This is a genomic window from Hydrogenophaga taeniospiralis CCUG 15921, assembly GCF_001592305.1.
GTDB lineage: Bacteria > Pseudomonadota > Gammaproteobacteria > Burkholderiales > Burkholderiaceae_C > Hydrogenophaga > Hydrogenophaga taeniospiralis.
This window is the reverse complement of record NZ_BCWR01000001.1, coordinates 455,388-469,114: the sequence shown is the minus strand read 5'-3', so window position 1 is coordinate 469,114 and position 13,727 is coordinate 455,388. Positions and strand designations below refer to the sequence as shown.

The following is a 13,727-nucleotide window of genomic DNA, read 5'->3' as shown; positions in this document are numbered from 1 at the left end:
TGTGGCACGAGCGGACATGGCGTGCCAGTGCGTGGGCATTCAGCGGTACTTCACCCCGGGCAGCACGCACAGCATTTCAAACAGCAGGTTGGCGCCCAGCAGGGCGGTGTTGCCGCTGGTGTCGTAGGCGGGTGAGACCTCGACCAGGTCGCAGCCCACGAGGTTCAGTCCGCGGCAGCCGCGCACAATCTCCAGCGCCTGCGGCACGGTCAGGCCTCCGATCTCGGGCGTGCCGGTGCCGCCAGCGTAGGCTGGGTCGATGCCGTCGATGTCGAAACTGAGGTAGGTGGGCGTCTCGGGGCCGATCTTTTCGCGGATCTGCGCCATCAACGGTGCCAGGCTGGTCCACCAGACTTCGTGCGCCGGCACCACGGTGAAACCCTGCTGGCGCGGCCAGTCGAAGTCGTCGGCCGAATAGCCGCTGCCGCGCAAGCCGATCTGCCAGACCTTGTTGCCGATCAGCAGGCCTTCTTCCACCGCGCGGCGGAACGGTGTGCCGTGGGCGATGGCCTCGCCGAACATGTCGGGGTTCACGTCGGCGTGCGCGTCCACGTGGATCAGCGCCACCGGGCCGTGTTGCGCCTTCATGGCGCGCAGGATGGGCAGGGCGATGGTGTGGTCGCCACCGAGCGTGAGCGGGATGCAGCCGGCCGCGATGATGGGGCGGTAGTGCTGCTCGATGAGGTCCACCGATTTCAGCAGGTTGTAGGTGTTGATCGCCACGTCGCCCAGGTCGGCCACCTGCAGCGCGTCGAAGGGCGCGGCGCCGGTGGCCATGTTGTAGGGGCGGATCAGGCAGGACTCGGCGCGGATCTGGCGCGGGCCGAAGCGCGCGCCCGGGCGGTGGCTGGTGCCGGTGTCGAGGGGCACGCCGATGAAGCCGGCGTTCAGGCCCGCCGCCGATGTGGCCACAGGCAGCCGCATCATGCTGGCCAGGCCGCCGAAGCGCGGCATGGTGTTGCCGCCGAGGGGTTGGTTGAAATGGGTGGGATGGGTCATATGCGATGTTTTCACAAGCACACACCGTGGAACCGGCTTTGCCGGGCCACTGGCGTGGTCCCCCCGATGGGGGGAAGACGCGAAGCGGCGCAGGGGGGCTTCATGTTCGGGGCCGCGTCAGCTGGAAATCCAGGTGCGCCTTCACCGTCGGCCATTCGCCGGCCAGGATGCTGTAGACGCAGGTGTCGCGCAGCGTACCCTGCGCATCGGGGTGGCGGTTGATCTGGTGCGAACGCAGCACGCCGTCGAGCTTGGCGCCCAGGCGCTCGATGCCGCGCCGGCTCTGGTGGTTGAAAAAGTGGGTGCGGAACTCCACCGCGATGCAGTCCAGCGTCTCGAAGGCATGGGTCAGCAGCAGGCGCTTGCATTCGGTGTTGAGCGGGCTGCGCTGCACGGCGCTGCGGTACCAGGTGGAGCCGATCTCGACGCGGCGGTTGGCGGCGTCGATGTTCATGTAGGTGGTCATGCCCACGGCCTTGCCATGCGCATCCAGCACGGCAAAGGGCAGCATGCTGCCGGTTCGCTGCAGGCCCAGACGGCGTTCGATTTCGGCGGCCATGCCCTCGGGCGTGGGGACGCTGGTGTACCAGAGCTTCCAGAGCTCGCCGTCGCGCACGGCCTCGACCAGGTCGTCGTGGTGGGCGGGGCGTAAGGGCACCAGCTTGGCGTGCTGGCCGGTCAGGGTGGTGTCGGTGGTGAAGGTCATGAGGAGGATTTTGAGGGTTGCGGGCCGGTGGCTCAGTAGGGGCCCTGGCGCCTGGCGGTGGCGTCGTCCAGGGCAAAGAAGTCACAGAGCTCGGCGTCTGGAATCTGCTGCGCAGCGTGGTCGAACCGCCCGTGTTCCAGCATGGCCAGTGAGGCTTGGCGGACCAGGCCCAGGCAGGCGCGCGCGAGGCTGCCCCCGACGCTGATGCGCCGCACGCCCAGGCCGCGCAGGTCCGCCACGGTCAACGAAGACGAGGCCAGTCCCATCACGACGTTGACTGGCGCGGCCACTTCGTGGACCAGTCGTTCGATGTCCGCAGCGGTCGTCAGGCCCGGCACAAAGACGCAATCCGCACCAGCCTGCACAAAGGCCTGGCACCGTTCGATGGCTTGAGGCAAGGCCTGTGCACCACCGGTCAGGCAGGCGTCCGTCCGAGCCGTGAGGGTGAACCAGGGGCTCGCGGCGCGGGCCGCGCGAATGCGGTCAACGGCCAGCTCCAGGTCGTACAGGCCGCTCGGGCTGTCGGGGCTGGCGTCCTCAATGTTGCCGCCGACGGCGCCGGCCTGGATGGCCATGGCAACGGTTTGCGCCACATCGTCCGGGCCGGTACCGAAGCCGGCCTCCAGGTCGGCGCTGACCGGCACCGACACCGATGAGGCGATGCGGTGCACCGCGTCCATCATCTCGGTGCGGCCGATGGCCTGCGCGCCATCCGGAAGCCCGCGCGAAAACGCGATGCCGGCGCTGGTGGTGCCCAGCGCCGCAAAGCCCTGGGCGGACAGGATGCGCGCGCTGCCCGCGTCCCAGGCATTGGGCATCAGGAAGCAACCACTGTTTCCATGCAGGTGCCTGAAAGCGGTGGCCTTTTCTGCGGTGTTCATGGATCCTGCCCTGGGGGGCCTTTCACTTGCGGCGCCCACGCAGCCACTCCAGCGTCAGCATGAGCGCGGTGGTGAACAGGATCAGCAGGGTGGCGACCGCGGCGATGGTGGGTGAGATGTTTTCGCGGATGCCGGTGAACATCTGGCGCGGCAGCGTGACCTGCTCGGGGCCGGCGAGGAACAGCGTGACCACCACCTCGTCGAACGAGGTGGCGAAGGCGAACAGCGCGCCCGAGATCACGCCCGGTGCGATGACGGGCAGCGTGACGCGGAAGAAGGTCTCCAGCGGGCTCGCACCCAGACTCAGGCTGGCTTTCACCAGGTTCTGGTTGAAGCTCTGCAGCGTGGCCAGCACGGTGGTCACCACGAAGGGTGCACCGAGTGCGGCGTGCACCAGGATCAGACCGAGGTAGGAGTCGTTCAGGCCCCAGCGCGCGAAATACAGGTAGGTGCTCACGGCGACCACCACGATGGGCACCACCATGGGCGCGATCAGCAGGCCGGTGATGAAGCTCTTGCCGAAGAACCTGGTGTGGGCCAGGCCCATGGCCGCCAGCGTGCCGAGCGTGGTGGCCAGCAGCGTGGCGAGCGGGGCGACGATGAAGCTGTTCTTCGCGGCGCGCGACCAGTCGTCGGACGCAAACATCTCGCGGTACCACTTCAGCGACCAGCCTTCGATGGGGTAGGCGAGGAACGAGGAGTCGCTGAACGACAGCGGAATGATCACCACCACCGGCAGCAGCAGGAAGGCCAGCACACCTACGCCGCCGAAGCGCAGGGCAAACCAGCCGAGCTTGTCGAGCAGGGTGTAGTAGGCGGGGAAGTCGGGCAGTTTGAACATCATGGTTTCCTGATCAGCCCAGACTCAGTTCGGATTTCGATACCTTGCGGTACACGGCATAGAGGATCAGCGTCGTGGTCAGCAGCACACCACCCAGCGCGCAGGCCATGCCCCAGTTCACTTCCACGTTGGTGTACTGCGCCACGTAGTAGCTCAGCATCTGGTCGCTCGGGCCGCCGAGCAGGGCGGGGGTCACGTAGTAGCCGATGCTGGTGATGAAGACCAGCAGGCCGCCAGCGGCCACGCCGGGGTAGGTCTGCGGCAGGTAGACGCGCACGAAGGCCGAGAATGGCGCGCTGCCCAGCGAGATGGCAGCGCGCAGGTAGTTCTGGGGCACCGACTTCATGACGCTGTACAGCGGCAGGATGGCGAACGGCAGCAGGATGTGCACCATCGCGATGATCACGCCCACGCGGTTGAACAGCAGCGGGATGGGCGTGTCGGTGATGCCCAGCCACATGAAGAAGCGGTTGACCAGTCCGTTGTTCTGCAACAGCACGATCCAGGCGGCGATGCGCACCAGCACCGAAGTCCAGAACGGCAGCAAGACCAGGATCAGCAACACGTTGGCCTTGCGCGCGGAGAGTGTCGAGAGCCAATAGGCCAGCGGGTAGGCCAGCAGCAGGCAGAAGAAGGTGACGACCGCGCTCATCTGGAAGGTGCGGCCGAGGATGTCACTGAAGGCGGCCTCGCCTTCGCCCACCTTGACGATATCGCCCTGCGGGGTGCGTTTGAGGTCGACCGCGGTCAGCAGGTAGTCGGGCGTCCAGCGCGAGCTGTTTTTCGCGATGGCCTGCCAGTAGGGCAGCTCTTCCCAGCGCGCATCCAATTCGATCAGTTTGGCCTTGGCTTGGTCGGGACCCAGGGTTTCGCCCTTGGTCTCCTCGGCCTGCAGGGCGCGGTAGGTGCCCATGACCAGTGAGCGGGCACCGGCCACTTCGCTGTTGAGGCGCCGCGCCAGCACACCGGCTTGCGCGGTTTCCTCAATGGCCGACAGGTCGGTCAGCACCGCAGCGTAGGCCGCAGCAGGGGGCGGGCTGTCGCGGTCCCAATCGGCCAGCGCCTGCCCGGTTCGGGGCAGCACGTCGGCCACTTCGGGGTTCTCGATCGCCCGCACCAGCAGAGACGCCAGTGGAACCAGGAAAAACACCAGCAGGAATGCCAGCAGGGGCAGTGTCAACGCAAACGCGCGCGTCTTGCGGCGTCGTTCGGCACGGCCCAGTTGGGCTGCCAGATCAAGGGTTCCACCGGCCATCATCATTGCGCTGCCCAGGCGGAGAAGCGCTTCTCCAGGGCTTCACCCTGGTCGGCCCAGAAGCCGATGCCGAACTGCAGCGCGTCCTTGCTGTTGGCCGGCGAGGTGGGCAGCATGCCCAGCACCTTGGCGTCGAGCTTGGTCAGGGCCTTGTTGTTGGTCGGGCCGTAGCTGATGTTCTTGGCGTATTCGGCCTGAGCGTCGGGCGAGCTGGCCAGGGCGATGAACTTCAGGGCGGCGTCCTTGTTGGGCGTGCCCTTGGGCATGACCCAGTAGTCCAGGTCGTAGATGCCGCCGGTCCAGGTGATCTTGAGGTTCTTGCCTTCGCGCTGGGCGGCATCGATGCGGCCGTTGTAGGCGGTGGTCATGACCACGTCACCGGCGACCAGGAACTGGGGCGGCTGCGCACCGGCTTCCCACCACTGGATGTTGGGCTTGAGTTCGGTCAGCTTCTTGAACGCGCGTTCGGCGCCTTCCTTGGTGGCCAGCACCTTGTAGACGTCGGCGGTCTTGACGCCGTCGGCCATCAGGGCGAACTCGAGGTTGTAGCGCGCGCCCTTGCGCATGCCGCGCTTGCCCGGGAATTTCTTCACGTCCCAGAAATCGGCCCAGGTGGTGGGCGCGGTCTTGAGCTTGTCGCCGTCGTAGGCCATCACGGTGGACCACACGAAGGTGCCCACGCCGCACTCGTGCACGGCGGCTTTCTGGAAGTCGGCCTTGTTGCCGACCTTGGCCCAGTCCATCTTCTCGAACAGGCCTTCGTCGCAACCGCGGCTCAGGTCCGGGCTCTCGACTTCGACCACGTCCCAGGTGACCTTCTTGGCCTCGACCATGGCCTTGATCTTGGCCTGTTCACCGTTGTACTCCACCATGGTCACCTTGGCGCCGCCGCTCTTTTCGAAGGGCTCGACATAAGCCTTCTTCTGCGCGGCGCCGTTGGCACCACCGAAGTTCACCACGGTGAGCTGGCTTTGGGCGAAAGCAGGCAGGCAGGCCATCACGGTCACCGCCAACAGAACGGGTTTGAGTTTCATGGGTTTATCTCCAGGAGGTTGAGGAACGGGAACGGGAACAGAAACGTCAGAGGTAGATGCGCAGGTGCTCGGGCGGGATGTGCAGATGGACGGTCTGGCCGGCGGCCATGTGACCCAGGTGCTGCAGTGGCACTTTCACACTGAGCTCTGGCTGTCCGGGCACCTGGCAGCGCAGGCGCAGGTGGTCGCCGAAATAGATCACGTCGTTGACGGAGGCCGGCAGGCGGTTGCCGCTGCTGCTCTCGGTGCCGACCAGCGCGATGCGCTCGGGGCGCACGCTGCACTGCACGGTGTCGCCCACCTGGGCATGGTTGACGTTGACGCCGTGCAGGTGGACACCATCGGCGAGCTGCACCTCGCAGGTCTCGCCGTGGTTCTGGATCACGCGCGCATCGAGCACCGAGTTGTCGCCCACGAAGCTGGCCACGAATCGGTTGGCCGGCGTTTCATACAGGCGGTCCACCACGTCGATCTGCTGGATCACGCCTTCGTTGAACACCGCCACGCGGTCGGACATGGTGAGAGCTTCCGATTGGTCGTGCGTGACGTAGACGAAGGTGACGCCCAGGCGGCGGTGCAACGCCTTGAGTTCGATCTGCATGTGTTCGCGCAGTTGCTTGTCGAGCGCGCCCAGCGGTTCGTCCATGAGCACCAGTTGCGGGTCGAACACGAGGGCGCGGGCCAGGGCCACACGCTGCTGCTGGCCGCCCGAGAGCTGACCGGGAAAGCGGCTGCCCATGTGGCCCATCTGCACCATGTCGAGCGCACGCCTGACCTTGGTGTCGACCTCGTTCTTGTCGAGCTTGCGCACGGTGAGCGGGTAGGCAATGTTGTCGGCCACCGTCATGTGCGGGAACAGCGCGTAGTTCTGGAACACCATGCCGAAGTTGCGCTTGTGCGGCGGGGTGCGGGTGATCGGTACGCCGTTCAGGCTGATTTCGCCCGAGGTGGGCGACTCGAAGCCGGCCAGCATCATCAGCGTGGTGGTCTTGCCCGAGCCCGAGGGGCCGAGCAGCGAGAGGAACTCGCCTTTCTGGATCTCCAGGTTGAGGTCGCGCACCACCAGGGTGTGGCCATCGTAGGTTTTTTGGACACCGGTGAAGGTGACGAGGGCTTGTGCGGATTCCATGCAGACAAACGCTTTCGCAGGTGACGATGGCGCGACTGTAATGCCCGGGACGCGATGTCAACATATACAGATGTGCTGTGGCGCCGACCCACTGTACAGCGACCGACCCCTGTACACAAAAACCCTTATGGTGCACCGCGGAAAACGGGTGCCCCAGGCTGGTGATCCGGGGGCTGTTTTTGGCCCCGTTTCGGCGCATTTCAGCCACCATCCGGCGGCATGTGGCGGGTCTGCGGCCAGGTGCTTGAACGACGGCCCGGTACAGCGGGCGCCTCCTGGGCGGGGAACCGGTGGCGCCGCGCCAGGCCAAGCGTCGGCTTCCCACCACAACGGAACGCTCAGACCATCGATCAGGGGGGCGGCACGATGTGGCGGTAGGCGTGCCAGGTGGCGTGGCCGATCACCGGGCCCACGATCAGCAGGCCGAGGAACACCGGCAGCATGGCCAGACCGATCAGCACCGTGATCAGCGCGCCCCAGATCAGCATCACCCCCGGGTTCTGCAGGCAGGCGCGGATGCTGGTGAGGCCGGCCGAGATCGCGTCGGTCTGGCGGTCCATGATCATCGGGATCGAGATCACGCTGGTGACGAAGATCAGGCCGGCGAAGAGGCCGCCGACGACGGTGTAGGTGATCAGGAAGCCGAGGTTCTCCGGGTTGATGAGCTGCGGCAGCAGCTTCTCGGTCGAGGGCATGGTGTTGAAGGTGACGGCAAACACCACCAGCGAGGCCCGGCCCCAGAGCAGTTCCAGGATCAGCAGCACGCCAGCGAAGATGCCCATGGTGCCCTTGGTCGGCCGCCACGCCTGCAGGGACGCGCGCAGCGAAGGCCGGTGGTCGTGGGTCTGCATGGCCTTGCTAGCGTCGTACAGGCCCAGGCACAGGAACGGCCCCATCAGCAGGAAACCGGCGCTCAGCGCCAGCACGTAGGCGGGCGCGTTCTGGAACACCGCCAGCAGGGCGTGGCCCATGGCGAAGAAGCACAGGCCATAGAACAGGCCAATGCGCGGGCAGCGCTGGAAGTCGGCCCAGCCCAGGCGCAGCCAGCGCACCGGATCGGAGGGGCTCAGGTCGGCCAGCTTGAGGGCGAAAACCGAGGGGCCGCGTGGTCCGGTGTCGGCGGGCTGCACCGATGGGGCGGCCTCTGGCGTGCCGGGCTCGGTCGGGCCGTCGTGCGATGCGACAGCGTGGATGGCTTCGGCCATGGTGGTCTCCTTTTTCGGACCAATATAGCCACCACCGCATGTGGTACGCACATGGTTTACCCGATACCCGTGAGGGTTGTGGGGATCGGGCCGCGGGTGTGCTTTAGCCGGGGGACGCGTGGGCGCCACGCCCGCCACGCGGGCGGTGCACTGTCGCCACCGGCGGGGGCTCACGGCGCATGTGCAGCGCCAGCGCCGCGTCCAGCGTCTGGGTGTGTTTGGCAAACCAGGCCGCCAGTTCGCCGGCCATCTCGCGCACCGGGTCCATCTGGCCCGCCTGGGCCATGGCCAGGCCTTCGCGCAGCAGGTTGAGCACCACGCGGTGCTGCATGATGTGGTTGTCGGCCGAGGCGAAGCCGGTGCGTTGCATCCACTCGTCTTCGTGGCCAAAGTGGCGCACGGTGTGGGCAACGACGGCGGCCCAGGTCTGCGGCAGCGCCGCATCGGACGCGTTCTGCGCCGCCGCCAGCAGGTCCACGAACTCCCGGTGCACGGTGTCCATGGGCTCGTAATCCAGCAGCAGCGCATCGGACCATTCAACAGTGTTCATGACGACCTCCAAATCCAATTCGTGGTCGAAAGCTTGACAGCACCCGCTCGCTGTGGATTTGATCCAGCGCAGGAGTTGCGCACGCCGGTGGTAGGGCATTAACCGCCTGTTACGCCTGCCCCACGGGGCCGGCCCACAGGCAGGTGGCCGCTACACTGCCAGCCCATGACCAGCGAATTCCAGCCACCCTACGTGCCCCTGGCCGGGCTCGATCAAAGCCTGAAAACCCGGGGCTTTGCCCTGATCAGCGCCGCCGATGTGCGGCAGTGGCTGCCCGCCACGCCGGACGAGTTGCAGGAACTGCACCGCGGCTGGAATGACCTGCCGGCCGATGGCTACCTGAAAGATGGCGGGCACTACCGCCGGCGGCGCCACAGCTGTTTCGAGGTGCGGGGGGAACAGGTGCAGCAGGCGCCGCACCGCGCCCACTGGCAGCCGCTGGAATACAACGCCCTGCACGGCGGCATGCAGCGCCTGTTCGAACCCATGGATCCGGCGCTGGTGGCGCGCCCGGTGTGGCCGCGGCTGCTGGGGCGGGTGGGGGCGGTGGTCTCGGCCCTGCGTGGCGAGCAGCCCTGGTTCGTGGAGGCGCACGCCTTTCGCATCGACACCACCGACGGCATCGGCCGGCCCACACCGGAAGGTGCGCACCGCGACGGTGTGGACTTGGTGGCGGTGTTCATGCTGGAGCGCCACCTCATCAAGGGGGGCGAGAGCCGCGTGTTCGAGGCCAACGGGCCGGCCGGCCAGCGCTTCACGCTGCTCGAACCCTGGTCGCTGCTGCTGCTCGACGATCAGCGCGTCATCCATGAAAGCACGCCGATCCAGCCGCTGCAGGCCGAGGGCTTTGGCTGGCGCGACACCCTGGTGCTGACCTACCGCAGCGGCGGCTTTCAGGGCGACTGAATCATCGCCTGATTGCATTGGGGAAATATAGCGCGGTCAGGCTGCGGCTGTGCACCGGCGAGAAGTTCTCGCCCACCGCGGCGGCGCCGCTGCCGTAGCGGCGCCACTCGCGCACCCAGTACAGGTGGTCGCAGACCTCCATCAGGCCGATGGTCTCGCGGTCGCCGATCAGGATGCCGTGCGCGCGCAGCGCCAGCCGTTCCTTGGCCTCGCGCAGGCGCTGCAACGTGGCGGGCGTGACGCCGAACTCGCCGTCGCTCACGATCAGCAGGTCGGCCTCCTGCCAGCCGGCGGTCTGCACCAGTTCGATCGCGCGTTCGATGGGGGACTGCACGTCGGTGCCGCCGTCGAAGCTCTGGCCCATCAGGTCGAGCAGGTGTTCCAGCCCGGTGGCGTCGAGCGTGAGGTCGCGCTCCAGCAGCTCGCTGGGGCCGCCAAAGGCCAGCAGCCGGCAGCGGCGCTGGCCGGTGTGGGCGCTGCGCAGGGCCTGCAGCACGCAGGCCTTGGCCACGTTTTCCGGTGCGCCGCGCATCGAGCCCGAGGTGTCCAGGCAGACGATCAACGGGCCACGCCCGGCGTGCGCCGGTTGCCGGCGCTGGGGCTGCGGGTCGGGGCGCGGCAGGGGGCGCGGGGATTGTTCGCGGGCGCGGTCGTCGTAGCTCAGCAACTGGGCTTCGGCAAAACGCGCGCGCCACAGCCGGTGCAGCACCGGGTGGGTGAGGTTGATGCTTTCGCCGCCGGTCATGCGGGCGAGGTTCCGTGAGCGGCGCACGCCGTCCACCGCGGTGGGTTCGGGGCGGCGTTCTTCCTCGTCGGCGGGGCGCTGTGCGGCCTGCGCGTCGGGCGCCGGGTCGGGCCTGGCGGTGTGGGCCGGCGGGTGTCGGGGCTCGAACGCGCGGCGGCCCACGCCGTCAATGAACGCCGCCAGCGCCGGCAGGCGCTGCAGCAGCTCGCCGATGCGGCGCGCTTCGCGCCACTCGCGCCGGTTGAGCTGGCCGGCGAGGTCGTCCCAGCGCAGGTGCGCCAGATCGCCCAGCGATTGCAGCAGCGCCAGCGCCTCGTCCCAGCCTTTGCGCTGCAGGTCCCAGCTCTCGCGAAACACGGCCTGCATGCGGGCGATGGCCTGCGCGCGGGGCTCGTCAACGGGCCGGTCGATCAGGCTGTCCAGATGCCACATCAGGCTTTGCAGCAGTTGCCGGGTGAGCGGCGCGCTCTGGCGCGTGAGGGTGAGCAGATCGAGTTCGGTCAGCAGCGGGCGCAGCGCCTGCGTGGCGGAGGCGTCGCCGAAATCGTGCGCCGGGTCGGGCAGGGCGCCGTCCATGAGCGCACGCGCCCACTGCGCCAGCTCGGGGATGCGCCGTGCCGCGTGGCCGCTGCTGCACACCACGGCCCAGCGCCAGAGTTCGCGCGGCAGGGCGTCCAGCGCGTGGTACGGCCGGTCGGGCGGCGGGTGGTTTTCGGTGGAAACGCTGTTTGGCTGCTCGACACTGCCGGGGCGGGCAGGGGCATGGTGTGCGTGGTCGACCGACCCGCCCGCCCGGGCCGAGCCTGCCGACGCCATCACGGGGATTCCCAGGACACCGGTGCCGGTGCTTGCGCGGTGGCACTGGCCTCCACCGGCAGGGCCGCAAAGCCGTTGCGCGTGGACTGATGCTGCGCGCACAGGCTGGCCAGGTGGCCGCAGCGCTCGGCGTGCACGGCTTCGATCGGCAGCAGCCAGCTGGGGGGCAGCCAGTCGTGCGCGCGGGCCTGGGCCAACACCTCGCGCGCCACCGCCAGCCATTCGCCGTGCAGTGCCATCAGCCGCTCCAGCAACTGATCGCATTGCGCCACGCGCGCTTCGATGTGCACGGGGCTGTAGCGGCGCTGGGCGCGCTCGCTGGTGATGCGCAACATCTCGCTTTCTTCACCCGGCCGGCTGATGGCACGCGCCAGCGCCAGCTTGCCCGCACTGTCGTCCTGCGCGTCGGGCGGGGCGCGGCGCTCTGTGTCGAGCTGCTGTTCGAACGCCTGTACCGCGCGCTCCAGACCCTGCACGGCAATTGGTGCGGTCCGGGCCACGCCGTGCAGGAAAAACCCGGTCCAGCCGGGCACCTGCGCCGGGTCGGCGGCCAGCACAAAAGGCAGCAGCCACAGGTCCCAGGGGCCGACCTCGCTGGCCTGGCGGCTCGCGGCCTGCAGTTGCAGCAGCGCCACCAGCTGGCGCCAGCGCCGGTCCGACACGGTCTGCCCGCTCTGGCTCGCGTGTTGCCGGGCCTGCAGCAGCAGTGCCAGCGCGGCTTCGCCCAACGGGACCAGCGGCGCTTGCTCGCGCAGGGCCTCCACCACCGCCGGGTCGATCAGCGCATCGGCCGGGGCGTCGCCCGCGTCTGGCGCGTCGGCCAGCAGCAGGGCGGTGAAGTGTTGATCGTCCACCGGCTGCACCGGCACGCGCAGCAGGAAACGGTCGTAGAACGCGTGCAGGCTGTCGTCCTGCGGCACCTCGTTGCTGGCGCCCACCAGGCACACCAGCGGCACCGGCAGGCGCTGGCTGCCGTTGTCGAACTGGCGTTCGTGCAGCAGGCCGAGCAGGGTGTTGAGGATGGCCGAGTTGGCCTTGAACACCTCGTCGAGAAACGCCACCTCGGCGCTCGGCAGGTAACCTTCGGTCAGGCGTTCGTAGCGGTCGTCTTCGAGTGCGCGCAGCGAGAGCGGGCCGAACAACTCCTCGGGCACGGTGAAGCGGGTGAGCAGGCGCTCGAAGTAGTGCGCGCCGGGCAGCAGGCGCTGCAGGCGGCGCGCAAGCTCGCTCTTGGCCGTGCCGGGCGGGCCGAGCAGCAACACGTGTTCGCCCGCCAGCGCCGCCAGCAGCAGCGCACGGGCAGCCACGTCGCGTTGCAACAGACCGCGTTCGAGTTCTGCGATGGATGCTGCCCAGCGCATGGCCTTACAGCCTTTCGAATACCGCGGCGATGCCCTGGCCGCCGCCGATGCACATCGTGACGAGCGCGTAGCGGCCGTTGATGCGCTGCAGTTCGTACAGCGCCTTCACCGTGATCAGCGCGCCGGTGGCCCCGATGGGGTGGCCGAGCGAAATGCCCGAGCCGTTGGGGTTGACCTTGGCCGGGTCCAGGCCGAGGTCTCTGGACACGGCGCAGGCCTGGGCGGCGAAGGCTTCGTTGGCTTCGATCACGTCGAGGTCGTTGACGGTGAGGCCGGCCTTCTGCAGCGCCAGCTTGGAGGCCGGCACCGGGCCGATGCCCATGTACTTCGGGTCCACGCCGGCGTGGGCGTAGGCCACCAGGCGCGCCAGCGGTGCCAAGCCGCGGGCCTTGGCGGTGGCGGCCTCCATCAGCACCACGGCCGCGGCGGCGTCGTTGATGCCCGAAGCGTTGCCGGCGGTGACGGTGCCGTTGTCCTTCACGAACACCGGTTTGAGTTTGGCCAGCTCTTCCATGCCGCAGTTGGGGCGGAAGTGCTCGTCGGTGGCGTAGGCCACTTCACCCTTGCGGCTCTTGAGCATGACCGGGACGATCTGGTCCTTGAAGCGGCCTTCTTCGGTGGCGCGCTGGGCGCGGTTGTGGCTTTCCACGGCCAGCCGGTCCTGGTCTTCGCGGCTGATGCCCCACTTGGCGGCGATGTTCTCGGCGGTCACGCCCATGTGGATGGTGTGGAAGGGGTCGTGCAGGGCACCGACCATCATGTCGACCATCTTGGTGTCGCCCATGCGGGCGCCCCAGCGCATGTTGAGCGAGGCAAACGGCGCGCGGCTCATGCACTCGGCGCCGCCGCCGATGGCGATGTCGGTGTCGCCCAGCAAGATGGATTGCGAGGCCGAGACGATGGCCTGCAGGCCCGAGCCGCAGAGGCGGTTGACGTTGAAGGCGGGCGTGCCTTCGGCGCAACCACCGTTGATGGCGGCCACGCGCGAGAGGTACATGTCCTTGGGTTCGGTGTTGACCACGTGGCCGAACACCACGTGGCCCACGTCTTTGCCGTCGAGCTGGGCGCGGGCCAGGGTTTCCTTGACGACCAGCGTGCCGAGTTCGGTAGGGGGCACGTCTTTCAGGCTGCCACCAAAGGTGCCGATGGCGGTGCGGGCGGCGCTGACGATAACGACTTCTCGGCTCATGGGGGGTCTCCAGACAGGTAGGGATGGATGGTTCCGCTGGGGGCCGGGCGGCCACGCCGCGGAAAACAGCACATCGTACCCCCGCGCCGCCGAGGCCCAAGGGGCGGCAC

General features: G+C 68.0%; 13 protein-coding genes. 1 reads left to right on the top strand and 12 read right to left on the bottom strand.

Translation table 11 applies throughout. The features are described from left to right. Positions 1-39: 39 nt before the first annotated feature. The 9 genes from speB to HTA01S_RS02110 form a co-directional block, all read right to left on the bottom strand. Positions 40-999 (bottom strand): agmatinase, encoded by a 960-nt coding sequence (gene speB, locus HTA01S_RS02150; RefSeq protein WP_068166903.1) that lies wholly within the window; start codon positions 997-999, stop codon positions 40-42. A 100-nt stretch (positions 1,000-1,099) separates the two neighbouring features. Continuing rightward, on the bottom strand, positions 1,100-1,705 hold the full coding sequence (locus tag HTA01S_RS02145; protein WP_068166902.1) for a GNAT family N-acetyltransferase: 606 nt from the start codon (positions 1,703-1,705) through the stop codon (positions 1,100-1,102). A gap of 32 nt (positions 1,706-1,737) precedes the next feature. Beyond that, complete coding sequence (locus HTA01S_RS02140; protein ID WP_068166901.1) at positions 1,738-2,586, bottom strand: isocitrate lyase/PEP mutase family protein; 849 nt, start codon at positions 2,584-2,586, stop codon at positions 1,738-1,740. A 22-nt stretch (positions 2,587-2,608) separates the two neighbouring features. Then, the gene (locus HTA01S_RS02135) at positions 2,609-3,427 is read right to left on the bottom strand and encodes an ABC transporter permease (protein WP_068166900.1); all 819 of its coding nucleotides are present in this window, start codon (positions 3,425-3,427) and stop codon (positions 2,609-2,611) included. 13 nt (positions 3,428-3,440) lie between these two features. Continuing rightward, on the bottom strand, positions 3,441-4,685 hold the full coding sequence (locus HTA01S_RS02130) for an ABC transporter permease (protein ID WP_068167123.1): 1,245 nt from the start codon (positions 4,683-4,685) through the stop codon (positions 3,441-3,443). Beyond that, positions 4,685-5,716: an ABC transporter substrate-binding protein gene (locus tag HTA01S_RS02125; RefSeq protein WP_068166899.1), complete on the bottom strand. Its 1,032-nt coding sequence runs from the start codon at positions 5,714-5,716 to the stop codon at positions 4,685-4,687. Before HTA01S_RS02125 ends, HTA01S_RS02130 begins: the two co-directional genes overlap by 1 nt. Positions 5,717-5,762: 46 nt before the next feature. Continuing rightward, complete coding sequence (locus HTA01S_RS02120) at positions 5,763-6,845, bottom strand: ABC transporter ATP-binding protein (protein ID WP_068166898.1); 1,083 nt, start codon at positions 6,843-6,845, stop codon at positions 5,763-5,765. 350 nt (positions 6,846-7,195) lie between these two features. After that, positions 7,196-8,050, bottom strand: a complete 855-nt coding sequence (locus tag HTA01S_RS02115; RefSeq protein ID WP_068166897.1) for a DUF2189 domain-containing protein — start codon at positions 8,048-8,050, stop codon at positions 7,196-7,198. A gap of 103 nt (positions 8,051-8,153) precedes the next feature. Then, positions 8,154-8,600 (bottom strand): bacteriohemerythrin, encoded by a 447-nt coding sequence (locus HTA01S_RS02110; RefSeq protein ID WP_068166896.1) that lies wholly within the window; start codon positions 8,598-8,600, stop codon positions 8,154-8,156. A gap of 165 nt (positions 8,601-8,765) precedes the next feature. Between HTA01S_RS02110 and HTA01S_RS02105 the strand changes: the two genes are divergently transcribed. Further along, positions 8,766-9,506: a 2OG-Fe dioxygenase family protein gene (locus HTA01S_RS02105; RefSeq protein ID WP_068166895.1), complete on the top strand. Its 741-nt coding sequence runs from the start codon at positions 8,766-8,768 to the stop codon at positions 9,504-9,506. A 1-nt stretch (position 9,507) separates the two neighbouring features. Here the strand turns inward: HTA01S_RS02105 and HTA01S_RS02100 are convergent, their stop codons facing one another. The 3 genes from HTA01S_RS02100 to bktB are packed head-to-tail and all read right to left on the bottom strand — an operon-like array spanning position 9,508 to position 13,617. Next, positions 9,508-11,067, bottom strand: a complete 1,560-nt coding sequence (locus tag HTA01S_RS02100; RefSeq protein WP_084235775.1) for a VWA domain-containing protein — start codon at positions 11,065-11,067, stop codon at positions 9,508-9,510. Then, positions 11,067-12,428, bottom strand: a complete 1,362-nt coding sequence (locus HTA01S_RS02095) for an AAA family ATPase (protein ID WP_068166894.1) — start codon at positions 12,426-12,428, stop codon at positions 11,067-11,069. Before HTA01S_RS02095 ends, HTA01S_RS02100 begins: the two co-directional genes overlap by 1 nt. Positions 12,429-12,432: 4 nt before the next feature. Next, positions 12,433-13,617, bottom strand: a complete 1,185-nt coding sequence (bktB, locus tag HTA01S_RS02090) for a beta-ketothiolase BktB (protein WP_068166893.1) — start codon at positions 13,615-13,617, stop codon at positions 12,433-12,435. Between the last annotated feature and the right edge of the window lie 110 nt (positions 13,618-13,727).

Coding starts and splice junctions, on each gene's coding strand:
- speB (WP_068166903.1), bottom strand. CDS start 999: ATGACCCATCCCACCCATTTCAACCAACCCCTCGGCGGCAACACCATG.
- HTA01S_RS02145 (WP_068166902.1), bottom strand. CDS start 1,705: ATGACCTTCACCACCGACACCACCCTGACCGGCCAGCACGCCAAGCTG.
- HTA01S_RS02140 (WP_068166901.1), bottom strand. CDS start 2,586: ATGAACACCGCAGAAAAGGCCACCGCTTTCAGGCACCTGCATGGAAAC.
- HTA01S_RS02135 (WP_068166900.1), bottom strand. CDS start 3,427: ATGTTCAAACTGCCCGACTTCCCCGCCTACTACACCCTGCTCGACAAG.
- HTA01S_RS02130 (WP_068167123.1), bottom strand. CDS start 4,685: ATGATGGCCGGTGGAACCCTTGATCTGGCAGCCCAACTGGGCCGTGCC.
- HTA01S_RS02125 (WP_068166899.1), bottom strand. CDS start 5,716: ATGAAACTCAAACCCGTTCTGTTGGCGGTGACCGTGATGGCCTGCCTG.
- HTA01S_RS02120 (WP_068166898.1), bottom strand. CDS start 6,845: ATGGAATCCGCACAAGCCCTCGTCACCTTCACCGGTGTCCAAAAAACC.
- HTA01S_RS02115 (WP_068166897.1), bottom strand. CDS start 8,050: ATGGCCGAAGCCATCCACGCTGTCGCATCGCACGACGGCCCGACCGAG.
- HTA01S_RS02110 (WP_068166896.1), bottom strand. CDS start 8,600: ATGAACACTGTTGAATGGTCCGATGCGCTGCTGCTGGATTACGAGCCC.
- HTA01S_RS02105 (WP_068166895.1), top strand. CDS start 8,766: ATGACCAGCGAATTCCAGCCACCCTACGTGCCCCTGGCCGGGCTCGAT.
- HTA01S_RS02100 (WP_084235775.1), bottom strand. CDS start 11,067: ATGGCGTCGGCAGGCTCGGCCCGGGCGGGCGGGTCGGTCGACCACGCA.
- HTA01S_RS02095 (WP_068166894.1), bottom strand. CDS start 12,428: ATGCGCTGGGCAGCATCCATCGCAGAACTCGAACGCGGTCTGTTGCAA.
- bktB (WP_068166893.1), bottom strand. CDS start 13,617: ATGAGCCGAGAAGTCGTTATCGTCAGCGCCGCCCGCACCGCCATCGGC.